Source organism: Paenibacillus shunpengii (assembly GCF_042684905.1).
Taxonomy (GTDB): domain Bacteria; phylum Bacillota; class Bacilli; order Paenibacillales; family Paenibacillaceae; genus Paenibacillus; species Paenibacillus shunpengii.
The window spans coordinates 127,791-148,880 of record NZ_JBHUMJ010000004.1; the positions used below are offsets into that span (position 1 = coordinate 127,791).

Genomic DNA, 21,090 nt, shown 5'->3' on the forward strand with positions numbered 1-21,090 from the left:
GGTATTTTTGTATTACTGGTTAGCACTCGTCAGTTGTGAGTGCTAATGACGATAACATCTTTTAGGGAGGGAGACACGTATGTTAACCGAGCGTCAAAGACTGATACTGAATGCCATTGTTGATGATTATATCCGTTCGGCAGAACCCGTTGGATCCCGCAGCATTTCGAAGAGAGGTGATGTCGGTTATAGTCCGGCAACCATTCGTAACGAGATGGCCGACCTGGAGGACATGGGATATTTGGAACAGCCGCATACCTCGGCAGGCCGAATCCCTTCACATAAAGGGTACAGGTATTACGTAGACCATCTGGTTCCATTCAAGTTTGCTGAGCCATCGGAGCTCAAGGAGCTCAAATTGCTGCTCGCTGAGAAATTAAACGCGATGGAGCAGGTTATACAGCATACCTCAACCATTTTGTCGCATATGACGAACTATACTTCCATCCTGCTTGGACCGGAAGTTTTTCATACGTCGCTCCGTCATTTTCAGCTGCTCCCGCTTGGAGAGAACATGGCCGTAGCGATTATTGTAACGAGCACAGGTCAGGTAGAGAATAAGACGGTAAGCTTGCCGGCGAATGTCTCGTTGTCTGAGATGGAGAGAGTCGTCAATCTGCTGAATACGAGGCTCGTAGGAGTACCTCTATATAAGCTGAAGGCTAGGCTATATTCAGAGATCGCCAAGGAAATGGAGCGTAACGTCTCTGAGTACGAAGCGTTTATGAAAATATTGGATACTGCCTTTGATGGGGAGCCTGATCATCGATTGTATCTCAGCGGTACGACGAACATGCTGTCCCAACCTGAATTCAAGGATGTCGATAAAGTCAAGGATATTTTTGATTTACTTGAAGAGACATCGACCATAATGAAAATTATGACCCCTTCTATTGGAGGTACCGGGGTACAGGTGAAGATCGGAACTGAGAATGATCATGAGGCCTTTGCCAATTGCAGTCTCATTACCGCCTCCTATTCAGTTGAAGGGGAAGCACTGGGGACGATTGGAATCTTGGGACCAACAAGAATGGAATATGCCAAAGTGATCAGTATCTTGAACATGCTGTCCAAGAATTTGACCACGATGCTGACACATCGTTATAAATAAATAGATTCATCCAAATGCCAATCTAATTCACTGCCCATCAAGGACAAGGATCATGTTAAAGTTTAAGATGGGCGATTTAAGCTTAATAATGAATTCTAGATGCAACAAAGGGCAGGACCTTATGAATGTTGAATGTTACTTAAGGGAACGTTCTGATCAGGAAGTTAAGTATAAGTTCTGTTTAAGGAGGTGAACATCTTGAAAGATGAACAAACAATAGAGAATACAGAAGAGAACACTCCGCAGGAGGACATGGTGAATGAGGCTGCACAAGCCGAGTCCACTGAAGCACAGGAAGCAGCCGTGAACGATACGGAAACTGCTGGTGCTGAGACTCTTGCTTCTACTGAAGAATTAGACAGACTGAAGGCACTTGCTGAAGAGAATGAGAAGCGCTACTTGCGTGCCCAGGCTGATTTTGATAACTTCCGCCGCCGTACTCAGAAGGAGAAGGAAGATCTGGCGAAATATGCATCGATGAAGCTGATTACAGAGCTAGTGCCTGTAATTGATAACTTCGAGCGTGCCATTGCGACAGCTCCGGCGAACACCGAGTCCGATTCCTTTGCCAAAGGCGTAGGGATGATCTTCCGTCAGCTGGAAAGCGTGCTTCAGGCTGAAGGTCTTACAGCGATGCAAACGGTTGGTGAGGCGTTTAACCCTGAATTCCATCAAGCGATCATGCAGGTCGAGAGCGAAGAGCATGAAGAAGGCATTGTTGTGGAAGAAGTGCAGAAAGGGTACATGCTGAAAGACAAGGTACTCCGTCCTGCGATGGTTAAGGTGAGTATGTAACGTAAGGATTTGCATAATAAAGCGAAGAGCTTTTTCTTCATACCGAATTGTGCAGAATTCCGAACATAAGGAACACTACGTTTTTTTACATGATATTAGATGAATTTAGAACAGGCCTCGTGCCTTGCATAGATTAAGAAGGAGGATATTTTCCATGAGTAAAGTTATCGGTATTGACCTTGGTACTACAAACTCTTGCGTTGCCGTAATGGAAGGCGGCGAAGCAGTGGTTATTCCGAATCCGGAAGGTGCGCGTACAACCCCTTCGGTGGTCGGTTTCAAAAAAGACGGTGAGCGGATCGTAGGTGAAACAGCAAAACGCCAAGCGATCACTAACCCTGACCGTACCATTATTTCTATTAAACGTCATATGGGTACGAATCACAAAGAAAACATTGACGGTAAAGATTATTCTGCACAAGAAATCTCAGCAATGATTCTGCAAAAGCTGAAATCCGATGCAGAAGCTTATCTGGGTCAAACTGTAACTCAAGCCGTTATTACAGTTCCGGCTTACTTCAATGACAGTCAGCGTCAAGCAACGAAGGATGCGGGTAAAATCGCAGGTCTAGAAGTGCTTCGTATCGTCAACGAGCCAACTGCAGCAGCTCTTGCTTACGGTCTTGAGAAATCCGAAGATCAAACAATCCTTGTATATGACCTTGGCGGTGGTACTTTTGACGTATCCATCCTTGAGCTTGGCGACGGCTTCTTCGAAGTAAAAGCGACAAGCGGGGACAACAGCCTTGGTGGCGACGACTTTGACCAAGTTATTATCGATTACCTTGTAAGTGAATTCAAGAAAGAGCAAGGCATTGACCTCAGCAAAGACAAAGCCGCTGTTCAGCGTCTGAAGGACGCAGCGGAAAAAGCGAAAAAAGAATTGTCCGGCGTACTGACTACGACAATTTCTCTTCCGTTTATCACGGTTGCTGACGGCGTACCTCAGCACTTGGAAGTGAACCTGACTCGTGCTAAATTCGAAGAGATCTCTGCTCAGCTGGTAGAGCGTACACTGGGTCCTACTCGTCAAGCGCTTAGCGATGCAGGTATGACAGCTAACGATATCGACAAGATCGTTCTTGTTGGTGGTTCTACTCGTATTCCTGCCGTTCAGGAAGCAATCAAGAAATTGACTGGCAAAGAACCTCACAAAGGCGTTAACCCAGATGAAGTAGTAGCACTTGGTGCTGCAGTACAAGCGGGTGTCTTGACAGGTGATGTGAAAGACGTCGTTCTTCTTGACGTAACGCCATTGTCCCTGGGTATTGAAACTGCAGGCGGCGTATTCACGAAGATGATCGATCGCAATACAACGATCCCTACAAGCAAGTCTCAAGTATTCTCTACTTATGCGGATAACCAACCTAGCGTTGAGATCCACGTACTGCAAGGGGAACGTGAGATGGCTGCGGGCAACAAAACGCTTGGACGCTTCATGCTTGGTGATATTCCTCCAGCTCCACGCGGCGTACCGCAAATCGAAGTTACATTTGACATCGATGCTAACGGTATCGTTAACGTATCTGCTACGGACAAAGGGACAAACAAATCCCAAAAGATCACGATTACTTCTTCAAGCGGCTTAAGCGAAGAGGAAATCGAGAAAATGATGAAGGATGCAGAGCTTCATGCGGAGGAAGACAAGAAACGCAAAGAGCTTGTAGAAGTGAGAAATGCAGCTGACCAGCTGATCTACACTGTAGATAAGACGGTTAAAGATCTGGGTGACAAGGTAGATGCAGGTGAAGTAGAGAAAGCGAATGCTGCAAAAGAAAAATTGCAAAAAACGCTGGAATCTGACAATGTGGAGGACATCAAGTCTGCTACGGAAGAGCTTACCGAAATCGTTCAACAGCTGTCTGTCAAACTGTATGAGCAGGCTGCACAAGATGCACAGGCACAAGGCGGAGACGCTGCGAACGCAGGTGCGGGTGCAGGCGGACGCGACAATGTCGTAGATGCAGATTACGAAGTAGTTGACGAGGACAAAAAAGATAAATAAGCCCTTAAATCCTTAATAAAGGATGACAGGATGCTATAAGCCTTACAAGTGACAAGCATGGGAAGGTCAGAGCCGGAGTTCTTCGCGCTTTGATCCTTCCTTTTGTCACGTATATGCGTTATTGTTATAAAGTTATGGGGGTGGAAGAGTGGCAGATAAGCGCGATTATTATGAGGTGCTTGGTGTTGGCAAAGGTGCCGGTGATGATGAGATCAAGAAGGCTTACCGTAAGCTTGCGCGGCAATATCATCCGGACGTCAACAAAGAAGCAGATGCGGAAGCCAAGTTCAAAGAGGTTAAAGAAGCATATGACGTTCTGAGTGATGGGCAGAAGCGTGCCCGCTATGATCAATATGGTCATGTGGATCCGAACCAAGGAATGGGCGGCGGCTTTGGCGGTCAGGATTTTGGCGGCTTCGGCGACATTTTCGATATGTTCTTCGGTGGTGGCGGAGGTCGGCGTGATCCCAATGCTCCGCAGCGGGGGAATGACCTTCAATATACGATGACCATTGAATTCAAGGAAGCGGTATTCGGTAAAGAGACGGATATCACCATTCCGCGCACAGAGAGCTGTGATACTTGTCATGGCTCAGGAGCGAAACCAGGAACTCATCCAGAAACCTGTACTGTCTGCCGTGGCAGCGGTCAGGAAGAAGTGGTGCAGAATACCCCGTTTGGCCGTATGGTTAACCGGCGTGCCTGCTCCAACTGCGGCGGTTCAGGCAAGACGATCAAGGATAAGTGCAGAACTTGTCAAGGCAGCGGCAAAGTCCGTAAACAGCGCAAGATCAATGTACGAATTCCTGCAGGGGTGGACGATGGTGCGCAGCTGCGTATGAGCGGTGAAGGCGAAGGCGGGCTCCGCGGAGGACCTGCAGGGGATTTGTTCATTGTTATCCGTGTGAAATCGCATGATTTCTTTGACCGGGAAGGCAATGATATTTATTGTGAAGTACCGCTTACTTTTGCTCAAGCAGCACTCGGCGATGAGATTGAGATCCCGACGCTTCGGGAGAAAGTGAAGCTCAAAATCCCGGCAGGTACCCAGACGGGAACCTATTTCCGTCTGAAGGGCAAAGGTGTTCCGCATTTGCGTGGCTCTGGACAGGGAGATCAGCATGTTAAAGTGGTCGTCGTTACACCGACCAAATTAAACGATGAGCAGAAGGAACTGCTTCGGGAATTTGCTGCGCTTGGCGGAGAACAGATGGATGAGCACGAGCAATCGTTCTTTGATCGGGTTAAGCGTGCTTTTAGAGGTGACTGATATAAGCAAAGAAGGATTGTCCATGGTTTGTGGGCAGTCCTTTTTTTTGCGTTGTCTTCTGAATAGCTCTCATTCATTTGCGGCATTCTATATTATGGCTCGAACTTGAGCTTCGAGCTGCGGCGATTTCATTTAATGAGAAGTGACTAAAGGCGGTGTTTTCTTATGGATAAGAACATTCTTGCATATTTCAATACCCCGGAGCAGGCACAGCAGGTTGCAGCCAAGCTGAGCAGCTTGAAGCTGGAGAGCATTTCAATCGATCGTTTCAGCCGCTATCCAGGCGAAGGAAGCAATGAGTCCATATTAAACAGTACAATGGACAGCTTGTCCTCTGCGACACTGCACGGCTCCTTTACAAGTGCATCTTCCGGAATACTGGCTGCTGCAGACCCATCTGCCAGCGGGATGAGTGATGGAGGTGCAGGGGGTCCGACAGGCAAGGACATTCTGCTCACTGTCGTTGTGGATGAATCCGTGCATCATGAGGCGCTGCGGATTATTGAGGAATCCGGTGGTCTTATTTAATTCAGTAATCAGGGAGGAAAATGGAATGTCTTCTAATCGCAGAAAAGATAGAGTGTTAAAAAAATCAGAGAAGATCAGTGAGCTTGCTTCAGCAAAAAATGAGGATGTTGAATTCAGCAGTGCAGAGGCTGATCAAGAGGATATAGAAGCTCTTCGCCGCAGCGAGGCGGCAGACCAGCGGCAGATGAAGAAGCTGGATGATTACAGATATGAGTAAATAAGGAAGCATCGGGTCCCGAGTAGTGGGCACCGGTGCTTTTTTGTGTGCTGTTGCTCAGAGGAGACACTATATTTTTATGGGAATATGGAAATAACTGTGGAGAAAAAAAGGATGAGTATACTCTCGTTCTTTGTGCTCGCTATTGTTTGTATAGTACAATAGAGGGTATGAATACAGGGGAGGAAGCAGCAAATTATGATATGGAATGAAATAACAATACATACAACGGAAATAGCGCAGGAGATGATCTCGAACTTCTTGCATGAAGCGGGTGCAGGCGGAGTAGCTATCGAAGAATCAGGCACGCTGGACAAGATCAGAACGACAAAGTATGGGGAATGGTACGAATACCCTCTTAATGATATTCCTAAGGGTGAAGCCGTTATCCAAGGTTATTTTGCCGATACAACGGATATGGATGCCGTGATTGCTGAGATTGAGCCCCGAATCAAAGAGCTTGCGGATTATGGAATTGATGCAGGCAAGGCAGAGATTACCGTGAAGCAAGTCGATGAAGACAGCTGGGCTACAGCGTGGAAGCAGTATTTTAAGCCGCTTAGAGTATCTGAGACGCTGACGATCAAACCGTCCTGGGAAGAGTATACACCCGAAAGCGCGGCGGAGAAATTAATTGAAATTGACCCCGGCATGGCATTCGGTACAGGAACGCATCCTACCACCTCTCTATGTCTTCGTACACTGGAAAAATATGTGCAAGGCAGCGAAGAGGTCATTGATGTAGGAACAGGCTCGGGTATTCTGGCCATCGGCGCCATGAAGCTGGGGGCAAAGCACGTGCTTGCACTTGATCTCGATCCTGTGGCCGTGACTAGCGCGCGAGAGAATAGTACTCTAAATGGTCTATCTGATCACATTACAGTATACGAGAGTGACCTTCTGTCCATTTTGGACAAACAGGACGGTTCCCTTGGTGTTACAATGCCTGTTCATATCGTTGTCGCCAATATCTTGGCAGAGGTTATCCTTCTCTTCATTAATGATGTTTACGAAGCGCTTCAGCCGGGCGGCCTGTATATTGCTTCAGGGATCTGGAAGAACAAAGAGGAAGCTGTTCTGACCGCACTGCGGGAAGCAGGCTTTGAGATTATGGATATTCAGCGCGACGAAGACTGGCTAGCGATTGTTTCGAGGAAATAAGGGATGAGTATGGATCAGTTTTTCTTTTATCCGTTAGAACAGCTGCCCTTTTTTATTCTGACGATTCTTATTGCGTTTACAGTGCATGAATTTGCCCATGCTTACTTCGCCAATAAATTCGGTGATCCCACAGCGAAAATGCTGGGGAGAATGACCTTGAATCCGGCGGTGCATTTCGATTTCTTCGGCTTGCTGCTGCTTGTAATCGCCGGCTTCGGCTGGGCAAGGCCGATTCCGGTGAACCGGGATAATTTTGACCGAAGACGGATGATGAGTGTGGTTGTCTCTGCGGCAGGGCCCGTGAGCAATTTGCTGCTTGCCGTTGTTGGTACCATTATATATGCGCTCTTGATCCAGTTCGGAGTCATGGATTCTATTGAGAATCAGCGTGTAGTGTTTGCGATCTCGACCTTCTTTTCGATTTTTAACGTAACGAACTTTTTCTTATTCTTCTTTAATCTCGTACCTTTGCCTCCACTCGACGGATATCGAATTGTAGAGGAGCTTGTGCCGACGCGCATTCGCATCAAGCTGCAGTCGCTGGAGCAATGGTCGATACTCATATTTTTAATTATCGTCATTACTCCGCTGAACCGATGGACCATAACGCCTCTATATGAATTGTCGATGAGCTGGTATACAGGTATAGCCCAGATGGTGATGACCTTGTTTGGCGGGTAGTCAGCGACGATAAAAAGTTGTAAGATGTTATGTGGTTATTTTCTAGTTTTTGAGAATGATAGTTGGTTAAGCAGGGGGCCTATCGATCCATGCAGCGTTATTTTATTGAACAGGATCAATTCGACGGACAGACAGTCATCATTCATGGAGATGATGCCCGTCATATTACCAAGGTGATGCGGGGCAAGGCCGGGGACAAGCTCATTGTGAGTGACGGAGTTTCCCGTGAAGCCATGGTCCAGATCACACACATAGAGGCTTCACAGGTGCAGGCAGAGGTCGTGGAGTGGCTTCCTATGGATCACGAACCGCGAGTATCGGTCACCATTGCACAAAGTTTGCCGAAGGGCGACAAGATGGAGCTCGTTATTCAAAAATGTACGGAAATCGGTGCAGTCGGTTTTATCCCTTTTTTATCCGAACGGACCATAGTCCAATATGACGCTAAAAAAGAAGGGAAACGCCTGGAGCGCTGGCGCAAAATAGCGAAGGAAGCGGCTGAACAGAGTCACCGCAATCGCATCCCGGCTGTGTACGAATCGAGGTCGTGGAAAGAGCTGCTTGCTTCTTTTGACAGCTATGATCTCGTCTGCTATTGCTATGAGAAAGAAAACGGCTTGCAGCTGAGAGATGTAATTAAGCCATTAGCAGCCGGATTGTCTGCGGATGAGAGTGCCTCTGTACTCGTTGTTGTGGGTCCGGAAGGTGGATTTACGACAGGGGAGGTACAGGCGGCAGAAACTGCAGGGGCGAGGTCCGTCGGGCTTGGCAAACGTATTCTTCGTGCCGAAACTGCAGGCATGGTCGCTTTGACTTGTATTTTATATGAAACTGATGAAATGGGAGGAATGTAATTATGCCATCCGTGGCGTTTTACACCTTGGGATGTAAAGTAAACTTCTACGATACAGAAGCCATTTGGCAGCAATTTAAAGAACAAGGATATGAGCAGGTGGACTTTGATTCACAGACGGCTGATGTGTACCTGATCAACACCTGTACCGTTACCAATACAGGAGACAAGAAGAGCCGTCAAATTATACGGCGTGCAGTACGCAAGAATCCGGATGCGATCGTGGCAGTAACAGGCTGCTATGCACAGACTTCACCGGCAGAAATTATGGACATTCCTGGTGTCGATCTCGTTGTAGGTAATCAGGATCGGGACAAAATCATTCCTTTTGTCAATCAGATCAAGGAAACACGCGAGCCGGTAAATGCGGTGCGTAATATTATGAAGAATCGCGTATTTGAAGAGATGGACGTACCCGATTTTGCTGATCGCACGCGTGCCTTTCTTAAAATTCAGGATGGGTGCAACAATTTCTGTACCTTTTGCATCATTCCATGGGCGCGCGGACTGTCTCGCAGCCGGGATTCGAGAAGCATTATTACTCAAGCAAATCAGCTGGTAGAGGCAGGCTACAAGGAGATTGTCCTGACAGGAATTCATACCGGCGGCTATGGCGATGATCTGGATAACTATGATTTGTCGAGTCTTCTATGGGATCTGGATAAAGTGGATGGGCTGGAGAGAATCCGGATCAGCTCCATTGAAGCAAGCCAAATTGATGAGCGGATGCTGGATGTATTGAACCGCTCCTCGAAGATGTGCCGCCACTTTCATATCCCGCTTCAAGCGGGAGACGATACGGTCCTTAAGCGGATGCGCCGCAAATATACGACCGAGCAGTTCTATAATAAAATGGGACTGATTCGTCAAGCCATGCCGGATGTGGCCATTACAACGGACGTTATTGTTGGCTTCCCTGGAGAAACGCATGAGATGTACCGAAATGGCTATGACCTTATGAAAGCTATTAATTTCTCAGAAATGCATGTCTTCCCTTATTCCAAGCGGACGGGTACTCCTGCAGCTCGCATGGAGGATCAAGTCGATGATGTAGTGAAGAACGAGCGTGTAACAGAGCTCCTGGCGTTGTCAGATCAAATGAAGCTCAGCTATGCTGAGAAATTTGTTGGACAAGTTCTGGAGGTTATACCGGAAGGAAGAGGAGACCTGGCAGAAGGTCATCTTCACGGGTATAGCGATAATTATATCCAGCTTGAATTCGAAGGCGCCGATCATCTCGTTGGACAGGTGTGCCGTGTGAAGATGACGAAAGCCGGACTTCATTCAAGTGAAGGACAGCTTGTTCGGGTTATGGAAAATGGGCCGCAAAGGGCAGCTCTCTAAGCTAACAAGGACAGCATAGGATCACGAAGACGAACAAGGATTTCGTTTTCTTTTGGAGGGGCGTTGAATGAGGTTCCCCGAAGAAAGAATGCGGAATCCTTGTTGTTCAAGGAGAGGAGCTAAGTTTCAGATGGCAAGAAAAGAGATTTCCGCCGGCGGCGTCGTATTCCGGCATATGGGTGATGAGCTTCAGGTTCAGCTTATTACGGACCGCTATGCTAGAATATCTCTTCCAAAAGGCAAGATGGAGCCGGGTGAAACGGTTGAACAAACGGCGCTTCGTGAAATTGAAGAGGAAACAGGGCTTAAGGGAAGAATTGTTGCACCTGTGGATATTATAAAATATACCTATCATCATGCTGTACATGGCAAAGTAGATAAAGAAGTGCATTACTATCTGGTTGAAGCTGTGGGCGGGAAGCACAGAGCACAGATTGAGGAGATCAAAGCGGTCGCATGGTATGCTCCCCTTGAGGCATGGAGCAGACAGCAGCATCAAGGCTACGATAATAATGATCGAATACTGCAAAGAGCTCTGAGGCAGCTCGGAATTCAGGTTTAACGCTGGGAATCAGGCTCCAGCCGTTTCCAAATCTTAAGGTAGCATAATGGGAGAGCCAGTAAGGAACAGACAATATTGAAAATCGTCTGCGCATGTGCGATTTGTGCGCCTGGTTCAGTCGTGAACAAGGCCGCTGCCTGGTAGAGCAATGAAATAAGAGGGGCAAACAGCAGAGCTCCTGCAACATTCAGAGTAATGTGGGACCATGCTACGAATTGACCGGCTTTGCTGCCTCCAATGGCGGCCATCCAAGCGGTAACACAGGTGCCGACATTGGAGCCGAGTACAATCGCAATCCCGACTTCGGGAGGCAGGGTGCCGGCAGCAGCAAGGCCGATGGCCATTCCGATAACCGCAGCACTGCTGTGCACGAGCGCAGTCAGGCATGCACCAGCAGCCATCCCCCACCATACACTGTGACTGGCCTGCTGGACAAACCATGGGAATACCCCGCCTTGTTCTAGAGCGGGCCCGATCCGCTGCATCATGACAATACCGAGCATAACCATGGAGAAACCAGCTCCTGCAAGACTGATGTATCCAGCCGTATGTACGGTCTTTGAATGCCGGCTGTGCATGACTGATTTTAATTCGCCGAGCATGACACAGATGATCCAGCAGCTGATGAAGACGAGCAGCATGGGTGCTGCGTATTTGCCAATCTTCAGACTGAGCAGCTCGGTCGTTACCGTAGTCCCGACATTGCTGCCCAGAATGATACCGAGGGTACGAGCATATCCAAGCAAATTTGCATTTACGAGGCCGATGGTCAGTACGGTGACCGCTGTGCTGCTCTGCAGCAGGGCGGTTATTCCTGTGCTGAAGAGCATGCCTTTTAACGGCGTTGCGGTGGCCCGGTCGAGAGAGCTTGATAGCAGCGGACCGCTGAGCTTATAGAGTGAAGCCTCCATCAGCTTCATGCCTAGAAAGAATATGGTTAATCCATATAATAGAGGAAACACAATAGAATGCAGCATGATATTACAAGGCACCTTCTCTCTGTACGAGACTTGTCTACAGTCCATCTTATGTTTGTAGCAGGACAACCATGACTTTCTTGTGAGAGTGCAGGTTACTTGATTATAAAAGGAGTTGTAAGCATTTTGGCATCGGTTATTCTTACAAAGAGCCGTAAAAAAAGAGTAGAGCAGGGGCATCCCTGGATTTACAAAAATGAAATTGAGTCGGTAGAGGCAAATGCGGAGCCAGGACAATTGGTTGAGGTGAAGAATCATCAAGGCCGTTACTTGGCGACAGGATATTATAATCCGGCATCCCAAATTACTGTACGGGTCGTTTCCTATGAACCGGTCACGACGATGGACAAGGCCTTCTTTGTCCGTAAATTTGATCAAGCCCTGCAGCATCGTGACCGCTTTGTTACCGGCGGTGACGCTTATCGTCTCATCTATGGAGAGGCAGATTATGTTCCCGGGCTTGTGGTGGATCGATTCGGTGACGTGCTTGTCGTTCAGATCCTGACTCTAGGTATGGATCTGCGCCGTGAGGCAATCGTCGAGGCTTTGGTTGAGGTTGTCCAGCCCAAGGGTATTTATGAGCGAAGCGATGTCAGTGTAAGAGAGCTGGAGGGGCTTGAACAGGTCAAAGGTCTGCTCTATGGAGAATGTCCAAGACATGTAACCGTTACGGAGAACGGTCTTAAGATAAAGGTTGATATCGAGCAGGGACAGAAGACCGGTTATTTCTTCGATCAACGGGAGAACCGCGCAGCCATTGAACCGTTGATGACAGGCTGGGGCCGCAGAAGTGGAATTACAATTCAAGAGGTAGAACAAGATGGCGTGAAGACCCTCGCTCCAATCAACAAGAGCGGTAAAGTCGTAACCTTTCCTTATTGGGACGGTGCAAATGTGCTGGAATGCTTCTCGCATACAGGCAGCTTTACACTGAATGCCTGCAAATTCGGAGCTAAGCGGGTAACCTGTCTTGATATTTCGGAGCATGCGATTGAAAGTGCCAGAGATAACGTGAAGCTGAATGGCTTTGAGGATCGTGTTGAATTTGTAGTTGATGATGCTTTTCAATATTTAAGAAATCAGGTTAAAGGTTTGGAGGAGCGTGCTGCAAGGGCAAAAGCTGACAAAAAGGTAGATACGTCGCTTGCCATGACGGCAGGAGGTGGACGTACCTTTGATGTAGTCATCCTCGATCCTCCTGCTTTTGCCAAGACAAGAGGGGCCGTCAAAGGCGCGGTTCGCGGCTACAAGGATATCAATCTGCATGGCATGAAGCTCGTTAATGAAGGCGGTTATCTTGTAACGGCAAGCTGCTCCTACCATATGCGTCCCGATTTGTTCCTTGAGACAATTCAGGATGCAGCAACCGATGCAGGGAAAATATTAAGACTTGTAGATTGGCGCGCTGCAGGTAAAGATCATCCACAAATTTTGGGCGTAGAAGAGGGTCATTATTTGAAATTTGCCATCTTCGAGGTTCGATCAAAAACGCCATCCGACATCAATTAATTTAAGAAAAAGCATCCGTATTCTCTTTAAAGAAAGAGTGTTCGGATGCTTTTTTTACTGTACCATAGGTGATGTAACGACGATGAATTGAAGGGTTGTAGGGACTTATGCACGTTCTTCTATTGGAAGAAATTTAGCATGGTTTGACTTACTGGAATTACCAAACGCATGTTCCTGTCGAGTGAGATATGTTATACTTGTGCGTAGACTTTATAAGGTTTTTGGTCTCTTTTCGTTCGCATTTTATTTAAATTGAATGATGAATAATCGTGAAGCTTTTTAACTAGTAATAGAGTGCAAAAAAAAGGTTGATTGCAAATACATACATGTCAGTATGCTGATGATGTAGTTTCGAAATAGAAAGGGAGGAATTCAATAAATGCCGCTTCATATGATGATTGGACGAGCCGGCAGTGGAAAAAGCACGGCCATAATGAATCAAATTACGGCTCAGCTGCGTGAGAACCCTGCAGGAAATCCTATAATTCTTATCGTTCCGGAACAGGCTTCCTTCCAGGCAGAATCCGAAATGATTCGTTCTCAAGGCGTGAACGGCTCCGTCCGGGCCCAAGTGCTTGATTTTCGCAGGCTCAGCTTGAGAGTAATGCAGGAAACGGGAGGCTCGGCTCTTATTCCGATTCGGGCCGAAGGCAAGAAAATGCTGCTCTACAAAATTATGCAAAAGCGCAAGGATGAGCTTAAAATCTTCTCTGCATCGGGTACACAAATGGGATTTGCCCATCAACTAAGTTCCCTGTATGCGGAAATGAAGCGATACGGAACTCAGGAACAATCTTTGAAGGAAGAGCTTGAGCGAGTGATGGAGGTGCCTGGCGCAGGTGCGATTCTGCATCACAAGATTCATGATATTTTAACCGTATACCGGGACTTCGAGGAAGAAGTATCCCGACTATACATGGATGAAGAAGATACACTGGACAAATTGGCAGAGCGAATCCCGTCCTCGGATTATGTGAAGCAGGCTGATGTTTGGATTGACGGCTTCCGCAGCTTTACTCCGCAGGAGCTCTCCGTCATCAGACAATTACTGCTGAATGCAAACTCCGTAACCATATCGCTGACTCTGGACAAGCCTTATGATGCGATGAATATGCCGAATGAAATGAACCTGTTCTACTCTGCAGGCATGTCCTATGTCAAGTTGAAAGGAATCGCTGAAGATACAGAAGTGGAATTTGCTACTACTCATATACCTCCCTCACAATCACCTCGTTATGCGGCTCCGGCGCTTGCGCATCTGGAAGCAGGCTTCGAGGCTCGCCGCGTCCGCATGAAGGATGCAGGTCATGAAGGAATTCGTGTTTATGCGGCAGAGAACAGAAGAGCTGAGGTCGAAGGCGTCCTGCGAGAAATCAGACGATTGGCAAGAGAAGAAGGAGTTCGTTACCGGGATATGGCAGTCCTTGTCCGCAATCTCGGCGATTATGGGCATATCGTTGCACCCTTGTTCAAGGATTACGATGTTCCCTATTTCCTAGACGAGCGCAGAGATGAGCTGCATCATCCGCTTGCCGAGTTGATCAGGTCCGCTCTGGATGTCATCAATAGACGATGGAAGTATGAGGACGTATTCCGGGCGGTGAAGACGGATCTGCTGCTGCCTCTCGATGGGTCCGTTAGTCGATACGATATGGATATGCTGGAGAACTACGTCCTGGCATCCGGAATTTCCGGCTATAGATGGACAGACGGCAAGCCGTGGAAGGGAGTACCGAGTTTGTCCCTCGAAGAAGATGGGCCAGCTGGTTCTGAGCTTAATCGCAGCCGGTTCCTGTACTTAATGGAGAAATGTCGTGAGACGGTTGTATCCCCATTGTTTACCTTTGAGAAAAGATTCAAAAAAGCGAAGACGGCCAAGGAGCAATGTATCGCCCTATTCAAGCTGCTGGAGGATGCAGATATCGCTCGTAAACTGGATGCACTGAGCAGCAAGGCGCTTGAGGAAGGAAGTCCTGAGCAGGCTCGCGAGCATCGGGGGATTTGGACCGCGGTTCTGGATTTGCTGGATCAAGTCGTGGAAATGATGGGCACCGAGCATTTGGATGCCGAGCTGTTTGCAGGAGTCATAGAGACTGGACTTGCCGAGCTGAAGCTGGGACTGATTCCTCCTGCACTGGATCAAGTGCTTGTCGGAAGTCTGGATCGGTCTCGGACAGGTAAAGTCAGTCATGTATTTATCCTTGGCGCAACAGACGGTGTCATGCCGCAAATTCAGCAGGAGGAAGGAGTTCTAACGGCTTCAGAAAGATCCGTGCTTACGGAGTATGGCATGCAGCTAGGTCCAGACGTGACACGCAAAATGCTGGATGAACGCTTCTTAATCTATGCTGCGTTTACCCAGGCCAGTCACAGTCTATGGATCAGCTATCCTCTTACAGATGAAGACGGCAAGTCTCTCCACCCTTCAGAAATGATTCGTCATTTGAAGCGGATGTTTCCTGGGCTGGAGGAGCGTCCGCTGCTCTCCCGGCCGGGACAAGCACCCGAATGGAAGGAGCAAGCAGGCTTCCTGCTTCGTCCCGATCTGACAATGTCCTATCTGATGGGTGAGCTTCGGGAATGGCGAAGAGGAAAGAACATCGAGGAGTCCTGGTGGGAGGTATATAACTGGTACCTCGCACATCCAGCAATGCAGGTTCGACTTGAACGAATGCTCGAATCTGTATTCTATAAGAACCGTACCCGTACGCTTTCGAAGGAGACGAGCTTCAAGCTGTATGGAACACAGCTCAAGACCAGTGTATCCCGTATGGAACGCTTTGCCCTATGTCCATTCTCTCATTTTGTCTCGTTCGGTCTGAAGCTGAAGGAGAGACAAGTGTATCGTCTTAAGGCACCAGATATCGGACAGCTGTTTCATGCGGCACTCAGCAAAATGGCGATGAAGCTGAAGGAGCAGAACTTAAGCTGGGCTAATCTCAGCCGTGAAGAGTGCATTTCCTATGCAGAGGAGACCGTGGATGTATTAGCACCTCAGCTGCAAGGTGAAATTTTGCTGAGTACACAGCGTTATGGATATATTTTTCGCAAGCTCAAAAATATCGTAAGCCGAGCTTCCATTATACTGGGTGAGCAGTCCAGAAGGGGCAGCTTTGAGCCGCTGGCGCTTGAGCTTGATTTTGGTCCGGACAAGCCGCTGCCGCCGCTGACATTCACATTGGATAATGGCGTTGTGATGCAAATTGTAGGCCGAATTGACCGGGTAGATGTAGCCGAAGGAGAAGATGGAGAAATTTTACTTCGGGTCATTGATTATAAATCCAGCCAGACCGATCTGAAGCTGCATGAGGTGTTTTACGGTCTATCGCTGCAGATGCTCACTTATCTGGATGTATTGCTGACTTACGCGGAGGAGTGGATCGGAACAGAGGCTCATCCTGCGGGCGTGCTCTATTTCCATGTGCATAATCCTCTCCTTCAATCTGCCAATGGCATGGGCACCGAACAAGCTGAACAGGAGCTGCTCAAGCGATTTAAGATGAAGGGATTGTTGCTCGCGGATCGTGAAGTGATCGGGAAGATGGATACCTCTCTGGAGAAAGGATACTCTTCAATCCTCCCGGTAGCCGTAAAAACGGATGGTGGATTCTACAGCAGCTCGTCAGTGGCGACAGAGGAGCAGTGGGATATGCTGCTGAGCTCGGTACGCGGGACGATTCAAGATATTGGAACACGAATAACGAATGGAGATGTATCGATATCTCCTTATCGCATGCAGCAGCAAAGTGCCTGTACGTTCTGTCCGCTGAAATCGGTATGCCAGTTTGATGAGAGCATGCCAGGCAGTGAATACAATTTACTCAAGAGACCTGACAAGAAGCAGGCTTGGGATTTATTTAACAGGGAAGGAGGAGAACAAGAATATGAGCATGATTCCTAAGCCGGAAGGAAGCTTCTGGAGCGACGACCAGTGGAAGGCGATTGCTTCTTCCGGAGAAGACATGCTCGTGGCTGCGGCTGCGGGCTCAGGGAAGACCGCTGTGCTGGTTGAGCGGATCATTCGTAAAATATCAGATCCTGAAGCTGGGTACAGCGTGGACAGGCTGCTCATTGCGACTTTTACCAAGGCAGCAGCTTCGGAGATGCGGGAGAGGATTCGTGAAGCACTGGAAACAGCGCAGGAGCAGAGCCCAGGCAGCGAGCATCTTGCCAGACAGCTGACTCTGCTTGGCAGGGCTCCAATTACTACGCTTCATTCCTTCTGTATGGAAATCATTCGAAGATATTATCAGCTGATTCCTCTGGATCCCTCATTCCGAATTCTGAATGAATACGAAGCGGAGCTTATGCGTCAGGAGCTGCTGATGGAGCTGTTTGAAGAAAAGTACGGAGAAGAAGGCGAAGGAAGCGATTTTCGAAGGCTCGTCGATTGGTTCAGTGGAGAACGCAGCGATGACGCCATGTATGGACTCGTCCAGAGGCTGTATGATTTTGCCCGCAGTCATTCATGGCCCGAACACTGGCTCTCCGAAATGGCAGCTGCTTTTGAGGTTCAATCATTGGAAGAGCTGGGCAAGACGGAGTGGGTAGCAAGTATTATGAGAGATGCTGAGCTGGCTCTGGGCGGAGCATCAGATCAGCTCAAGCAGGCACTTGCTATTGCACAGGAGCCGGAGGGACCGGCAGCTTATGCCGAGACCTTTACCGAGGATCTGGAGATGGTCGAGCGGCTGCTTGATCAGGTTCGGAGCGGATCATGGTCCGAACTGTATGATGTGTTCAACAGCGCGGCCTTTGGCAAGCTCAAATCGGTACGTAAAGGTCAGGCTGACCCGGGGCTTCAGGAGAGAGCGAAGGATCTGAGAGAATCGGTGAAGAAGACCGTGACGGAGCTGAAGTCAGTCATGTTCGGCAGAACACCGGAGCAGTTTCTCATTGAGCTGTCGAAGATTGCACCACTGATGAAGAAGCTTGCCGAGATCGTCATCCTATTCGGAGAACGATTTACTCGTGAGAAGCAAGCCAAAGGGGTCGTTGATTTCAGCGATTTGGAGCATTATGCGCTCCAGATCCTGCGTCATGCCGATTCAACTCCTGAACAGTCGTATCCGTCTGATGCAGCTATGGAATACAGGCAGCAGTTTGACGAAGTGCTCCTGGATGAATATCAGGATACCAATACGGTTCAGGAGGATATTGTGAGCCTCATCTCCCGTGAGCATCCAGGGAATAGGTTCATGGTTGGTGATGTCAAGCAGAGCATATACCGCTTCCGTCTGGCAGAACCCGGCTTATTCCTGGACAAATACAGAAGGTATGACCATGACGGAGGCGGAGAAGGTCTGCGTATTGATCTGGCACGCAATTTTAGAAGCCGTAAGGAAGTCGTTAATGCAGTCAACATGCTGTTTAGGCAGATTTTGAATGCCGGTGTGGCCGAGATTGAATACGATGACGCTGCCGCACTGACCTTTGGTGCCTCGTTCCCAGAGACATCTGAATCGTTAGAAGAATATACACCGGAGCTTGTACTCATTGATCGTGCCGGAACAGGCTCTCTCGAAGACGCTGAAACGATAGAAGGCGATACAGCAGATGCATCCTCTGAGCAAGTTGAACAGCTGGAGATGGAAACGGCGGAACTGGAGGCGTCCTATATAGCGGCCCGCATTCACCAGATGGTCGGCAATACGGGAGAAGCAGCGCAAATCTATGACAAGCATACCAAACTCATGAGACCGGCGAAATATGGAGATATCGTTATCTTGCTTCGATCAGCCAGAATATGGACGCCACTCATGATGGAGGTGCTGAAACGAGAAGGAATACCGGTTACCGGTGATCAGAGCAAGGGCTTTTTTGAAGCTACGGAAGTGGAGATTATGCTGTCCCTTCTGCAAATTGTGGATAATCCCCAGCAGGATATTCCGCTGGCTTCGGTGCTTCGGTCTCCAATTGTAGGGCTGGATGAAGAGGAGCTTGCTCTGGTTCGTCTGTCCGGCAAAAATATATCGTTCTATGATGCGATGATGAAGACCATTGCAGACGCAGGGAAATCGGGTGGAGCCCAGGCGAATGACAATACGATAACGGAGATCAGCGAGAGCAGTGAACGACAGGCAGCACAGCTGGAAATGGAATTCGCTCTTAGAGAGGCTAGCGCAGCGACAGAGGCGATAGATATTTCCTTAGATCGTAAGGAAGATCGTGCAGATGGATTTATTGAAGAACCGTCACCCGAACGATTCATAAATGAACAAACGGCTGCGCTGGAGGATACAACGAGCGCTGGGGAAGACACCGAGAATAGTCCTCTTCGTGGACGTAAACCTGCAGCTGGAGTTGCGCTAGTAGACAAGCTTCGGGAATTTAGTGAATCGCTTGAGCAATGGAGGCATGAGGCACGTAATGGGAGCTTGAGTGAGCTTATCTGGCGGATATATCAGGATACGGGCTATCTGGACTGGGTCGTAGGTCTGCCGGGCGGAATGCAGCGCAGCCGCAATCTGCAGGCACTGTATGACCGGGCCAAGCAGTACGAGAGCTCGACTTCCAATCGGGGCTTATTCCGTTTTCTTACGTTCATTGCCAGACTGAAGGACCACGGCGGTGATCTCGGTACAGTCAGTGGATCAGGGGATACAGAGCAAGCAGTGCGCATTATGACGATCCATCGAAGCAAAGGCCTTGAGTTTCCGATTGTTTTTGTAGCAGGGATGTCCAAGATGTTCAATCAGCAAGATCTGAATTCTCCTTTCATGATGCATAAGGAGCTTGGCTTTGGTCCGAGATATATTGATGAAGACAATCGGGTCGGCTATCCAACGCTCGCCAATCTGGCGATTCGGAGGCGTGCACATGCTGAGCTGCTGGCCGAAGAGATGCGGGTGTTGTACGTTGCGCTTACTCGTCCTAAGGAAAAGATGATTCTGATCGGAACAGTCAAGGATGCAGCTGCCCGGGCACTTGCCTGGTCGCAGATCAAGGACCTGTCAACGATGCTCCTGCCGGAAACTCTTCTTGCTTCGGGAAGAAGCTATCTGGACTGGGTAGGTCCGGCATTGTTCCGTCATCCGGACGGGAAGCCGCTGCGGGACATGGCTGGGATAGATAATATGGAGAATATGCCACATCGGATATTCGGCGAGGATGCAGCGCATTGGATCGTTTCCATCGTGCCGAGCCAATCGGTTCAAGGCTTAGCCGGTGGAGTGCTGCCTGATGAAGAAGGAATAGATGAGGAGCGGATACTTCGCACAGCCGCACTTATGGAGCGCAGACCTGTGTTGTCCAAGCTGGAAGAGAAGGAAGACACAGCTCAGATGATTGATCATGCTCTCTCCTGGACATATCCGTACATGGCAGCAGCGAAAACTCCGGCCAGTACTTCTGTTACCGAGATGAAGGCACTCCTGGCATCACAGGACCGCCCTTCATTGGAGTGGCTGGACGAGCTGGAGCTCTACGGTGCTCGCACGGAGTCCAGAGAAACACTCCATCTGCGGCGGCCGAAATTTATGAGTGAGGCCTTGCTCACACCCACCGAAAGAGGTACGGTGTATCACACGATTATGCAGCACATGCCGATGATCGCAGAAATGAGTCTTGATCTGATTAAGGAGACCATCGGAAGATTGATTGAGATGAATATTTTGCTGCCCCATCAAGCAGAAGCCGTTGAGCCTGAACAAATATTAAGGTTCTACGAGAGTGAGCCTGGACTACAGCTGACGAGAGCGGCATGGATCAGAAGAGAGATGCCGTTCAGCTACGGACTTCCGGCAGATGAGACAGATGAAGGTCTATTCATGCCTATCTCGCATGAGGAGGCTTCTAGGCTGCAGAGTGAGCTGGGTCAGGAGACGGTTCTGATCCGTGGTATTGTGGACTGCTTGTATGAGGTGGATGGCAAACGTGTGCTGCTGGACTATAAGACAGACAAAGTGCTTGAGCATCGGGGCGGTGTTACCCAGCTGGCGGATGGATACCGATTCCAGCTTGATCTCTATGCAAGAGCGTTAAAGGATATTTTGGATTACGAAATTGATGAAAAATGGCTTTATTTCTTTGATGCGGATACGGCAGTGAAGCTCTAGAGATGCGGCGTAAAGGAGGG

General features: G+C 48.7%; 15 protein-coding genes. 14 read left to right on the top strand and 1 reads right to left on the bottom strand.

Going from position 1 to position 21,090, the window contains the following annotated elements:
• The first annotated feature begins 79 nt into the window (after window positions 1–79).
• From hrcA to ACFSVM_RS16985, 11 genes are all read left to right on the top strand, one after another.
• Entirely contained in the window at window positions 80–1,111 is a 1,032-nt protein-coding gene (gene hrcA, locus ACFSVM_RS16935) for a heat-inducible transcriptional repressor HrcA (protein ID WP_379263573.1), read from the top strand.
• A 198-nt stretch (window positions 1,112–1,309) separates the two neighbouring features.
• Window positions 1,310–1,906, top strand: a complete 597-nt coding sequence (gene grpE, locus ACFSVM_RS16940) for a nucleotide exchange factor GrpE (RefSeq protein WP_076313299.1) — start codon at window positions 1,310–1,312, stop codon at window positions 1,904–1,906.
• Between the two features lie 154 nt (window positions 1,907–2,060).
• On the top strand, window positions 2,061–3,911 hold the full coding sequence (gene dnaK, locus ACFSVM_RS16945; protein WP_076313298.1) for a molecular chaperone DnaK: 1,851 nt from the start codon (window positions 2,061–2,063) through the stop codon (window positions 3,909–3,911).
• A gap of 148 nt (window positions 3,912–4,059) precedes the next feature.
• Window positions 4,060–5,181, top strand: coding sequence for a molecular chaperone DnaJ (gene dnaJ, locus ACFSVM_RS16950; protein ID WP_090725356.1), 1,122 nt, complete (start codon window positions 4,060–4,062; stop codon window positions 5,179–5,181).
• Window positions 5,182–5,346: 165 nt separating this feature from the next.
• On the top strand, window positions 5,347–5,709 hold the full coding sequence (locus ACFSVM_RS16955; protein WP_076313296.1) for a hypothetical protein: 363 nt from the start codon (window positions 5,347–5,349) through the stop codon (window positions 5,707–5,709).
• Window positions 5,710–5,734: 25 nt separating this feature from the next.
• A complete protein-coding gene (locus ACFSVM_RS16960) occupies window positions 5,735–5,926 on the top strand; it encodes a YfhD family protein (RefSeq protein ID WP_076313295.1) in 192 nt (63 codons plus the stop codon).
• Window positions 5,927–6,124: 198 nt separating this feature from the next.
• Window positions 6,125–7,087 carry a 50S ribosomal protein L11 methyltransferase gene (prmA, locus tag ACFSVM_RS16965; protein ID WP_090725358.1) on the top strand — a complete coding sequence of 321 codons (963 nt, stop codon included), beginning with the start codon at window positions 6,125–6,127 and terminating at the stop codon, window positions 7,085–7,087.
• 3 nt (window positions 7,088–7,090) lie between these two features.
• Window positions 7,091–7,768 carry a site-2 protease family protein gene (locus tag ACFSVM_RS16970; protein ID WP_090725359.1) on the top strand — a complete coding sequence of 226 codons (678 nt, stop codon included), beginning with the start codon at window positions 7,091–7,093 and terminating at the stop codon, window positions 7,766–7,768.
• Between the two features lie 89 nt (window positions 7,769–7,857).
• A complete protein-coding gene (locus ACFSVM_RS16975) occupies window positions 7,858–8,622 on the top strand; it encodes a 16S rRNA (uracil(1498)-N(3))-methyltransferase (protein WP_076313292.1) in 765 nt (254 codons plus the stop codon).
• A gap of 2 nt (window positions 8,623–8,624) precedes the next feature.
• Entirely contained in the window at window positions 8,625–9,965 is a 1,341-nt protein-coding gene (mtaB, locus tag ACFSVM_RS16980; RefSeq protein ID WP_076313291.1) for a tRNA (N(6)-L-threonylcarbamoyladenosine(37)-C(2))-methylthiotransferase MtaB, read from the top strand.
• 130 nt (window positions 9,966–10,095) lie between these two features.
• Window positions 10,096–10,527: an NUDIX hydrolase gene (locus ACFSVM_RS16985; RefSeq protein ID WP_076313290.1), complete on the top strand. Its 432-nt coding sequence runs from the start codon at window positions 10,096–10,098 to the stop codon at window positions 10,525–10,527.
• On the opposite strand, the gene ACFSVM_RS16990 is transcribed toward ACFSVM_RS16985, so the two are convergent.
• Complete coding sequence (locus ACFSVM_RS16990) at window positions 10,524–11,504, bottom strand: Na/Pi cotransporter family protein (protein WP_090725361.1); 981 nt, start codon at window positions 11,502–11,504, stop codon at window positions 10,524–10,526. The two genes, ACFSVM_RS16985 and ACFSVM_RS16990, sit on opposite strands and share 4 nt — an antisense overlap.
• Window positions 11,505–11,630: 126 nt before the next feature.
• Here ACFSVM_RS16990 and ACFSVM_RS16995 point away from each other — a divergent pair, with 126 nt between their 5' ends.
• The 3 genes from ACFSVM_RS16995 (at window position 11,631) to addA (ending at window position 21,070) form a co-directional block, all read left to right on the top strand.
• Window positions 11,631–13,013: a class I SAM-dependent rRNA methyltransferase gene (locus ACFSVM_RS16995; protein WP_090725363.1), complete on the top strand. Its 1,383-nt coding sequence runs from the start codon at window positions 11,631–11,633 to the stop codon at window positions 13,011–13,013.
• Window positions 13,014–13,392: 379 nt separating this feature from the next.
• Window positions 13,393–16,914: a helicase-exonuclease AddAB subunit AddB gene (gene addB / locus ACFSVM_RS17000; RefSeq protein WP_090725364.1), complete on the top strand. Its 3,522-nt coding sequence runs from the start codon at window positions 13,393–13,395 to the stop codon at window positions 16,912–16,914.
• Window positions 16,898–21,070 carry a helicase-exonuclease AddAB subunit AddA gene (gene addA / locus ACFSVM_RS17005; RefSeq protein WP_090725366.1) on the top strand — a complete coding sequence of 1,391 codons (4,173 nt, stop codon included), beginning with the start codon at window positions 16,898–16,900 and terminating at the stop codon, window positions 21,068–21,070. The genes addB and addA overlap by 17 nt, the downstream gene beginning before the upstream one ends.
• Window positions 21,071–21,090 lie beyond the last annotated feature (20 nt).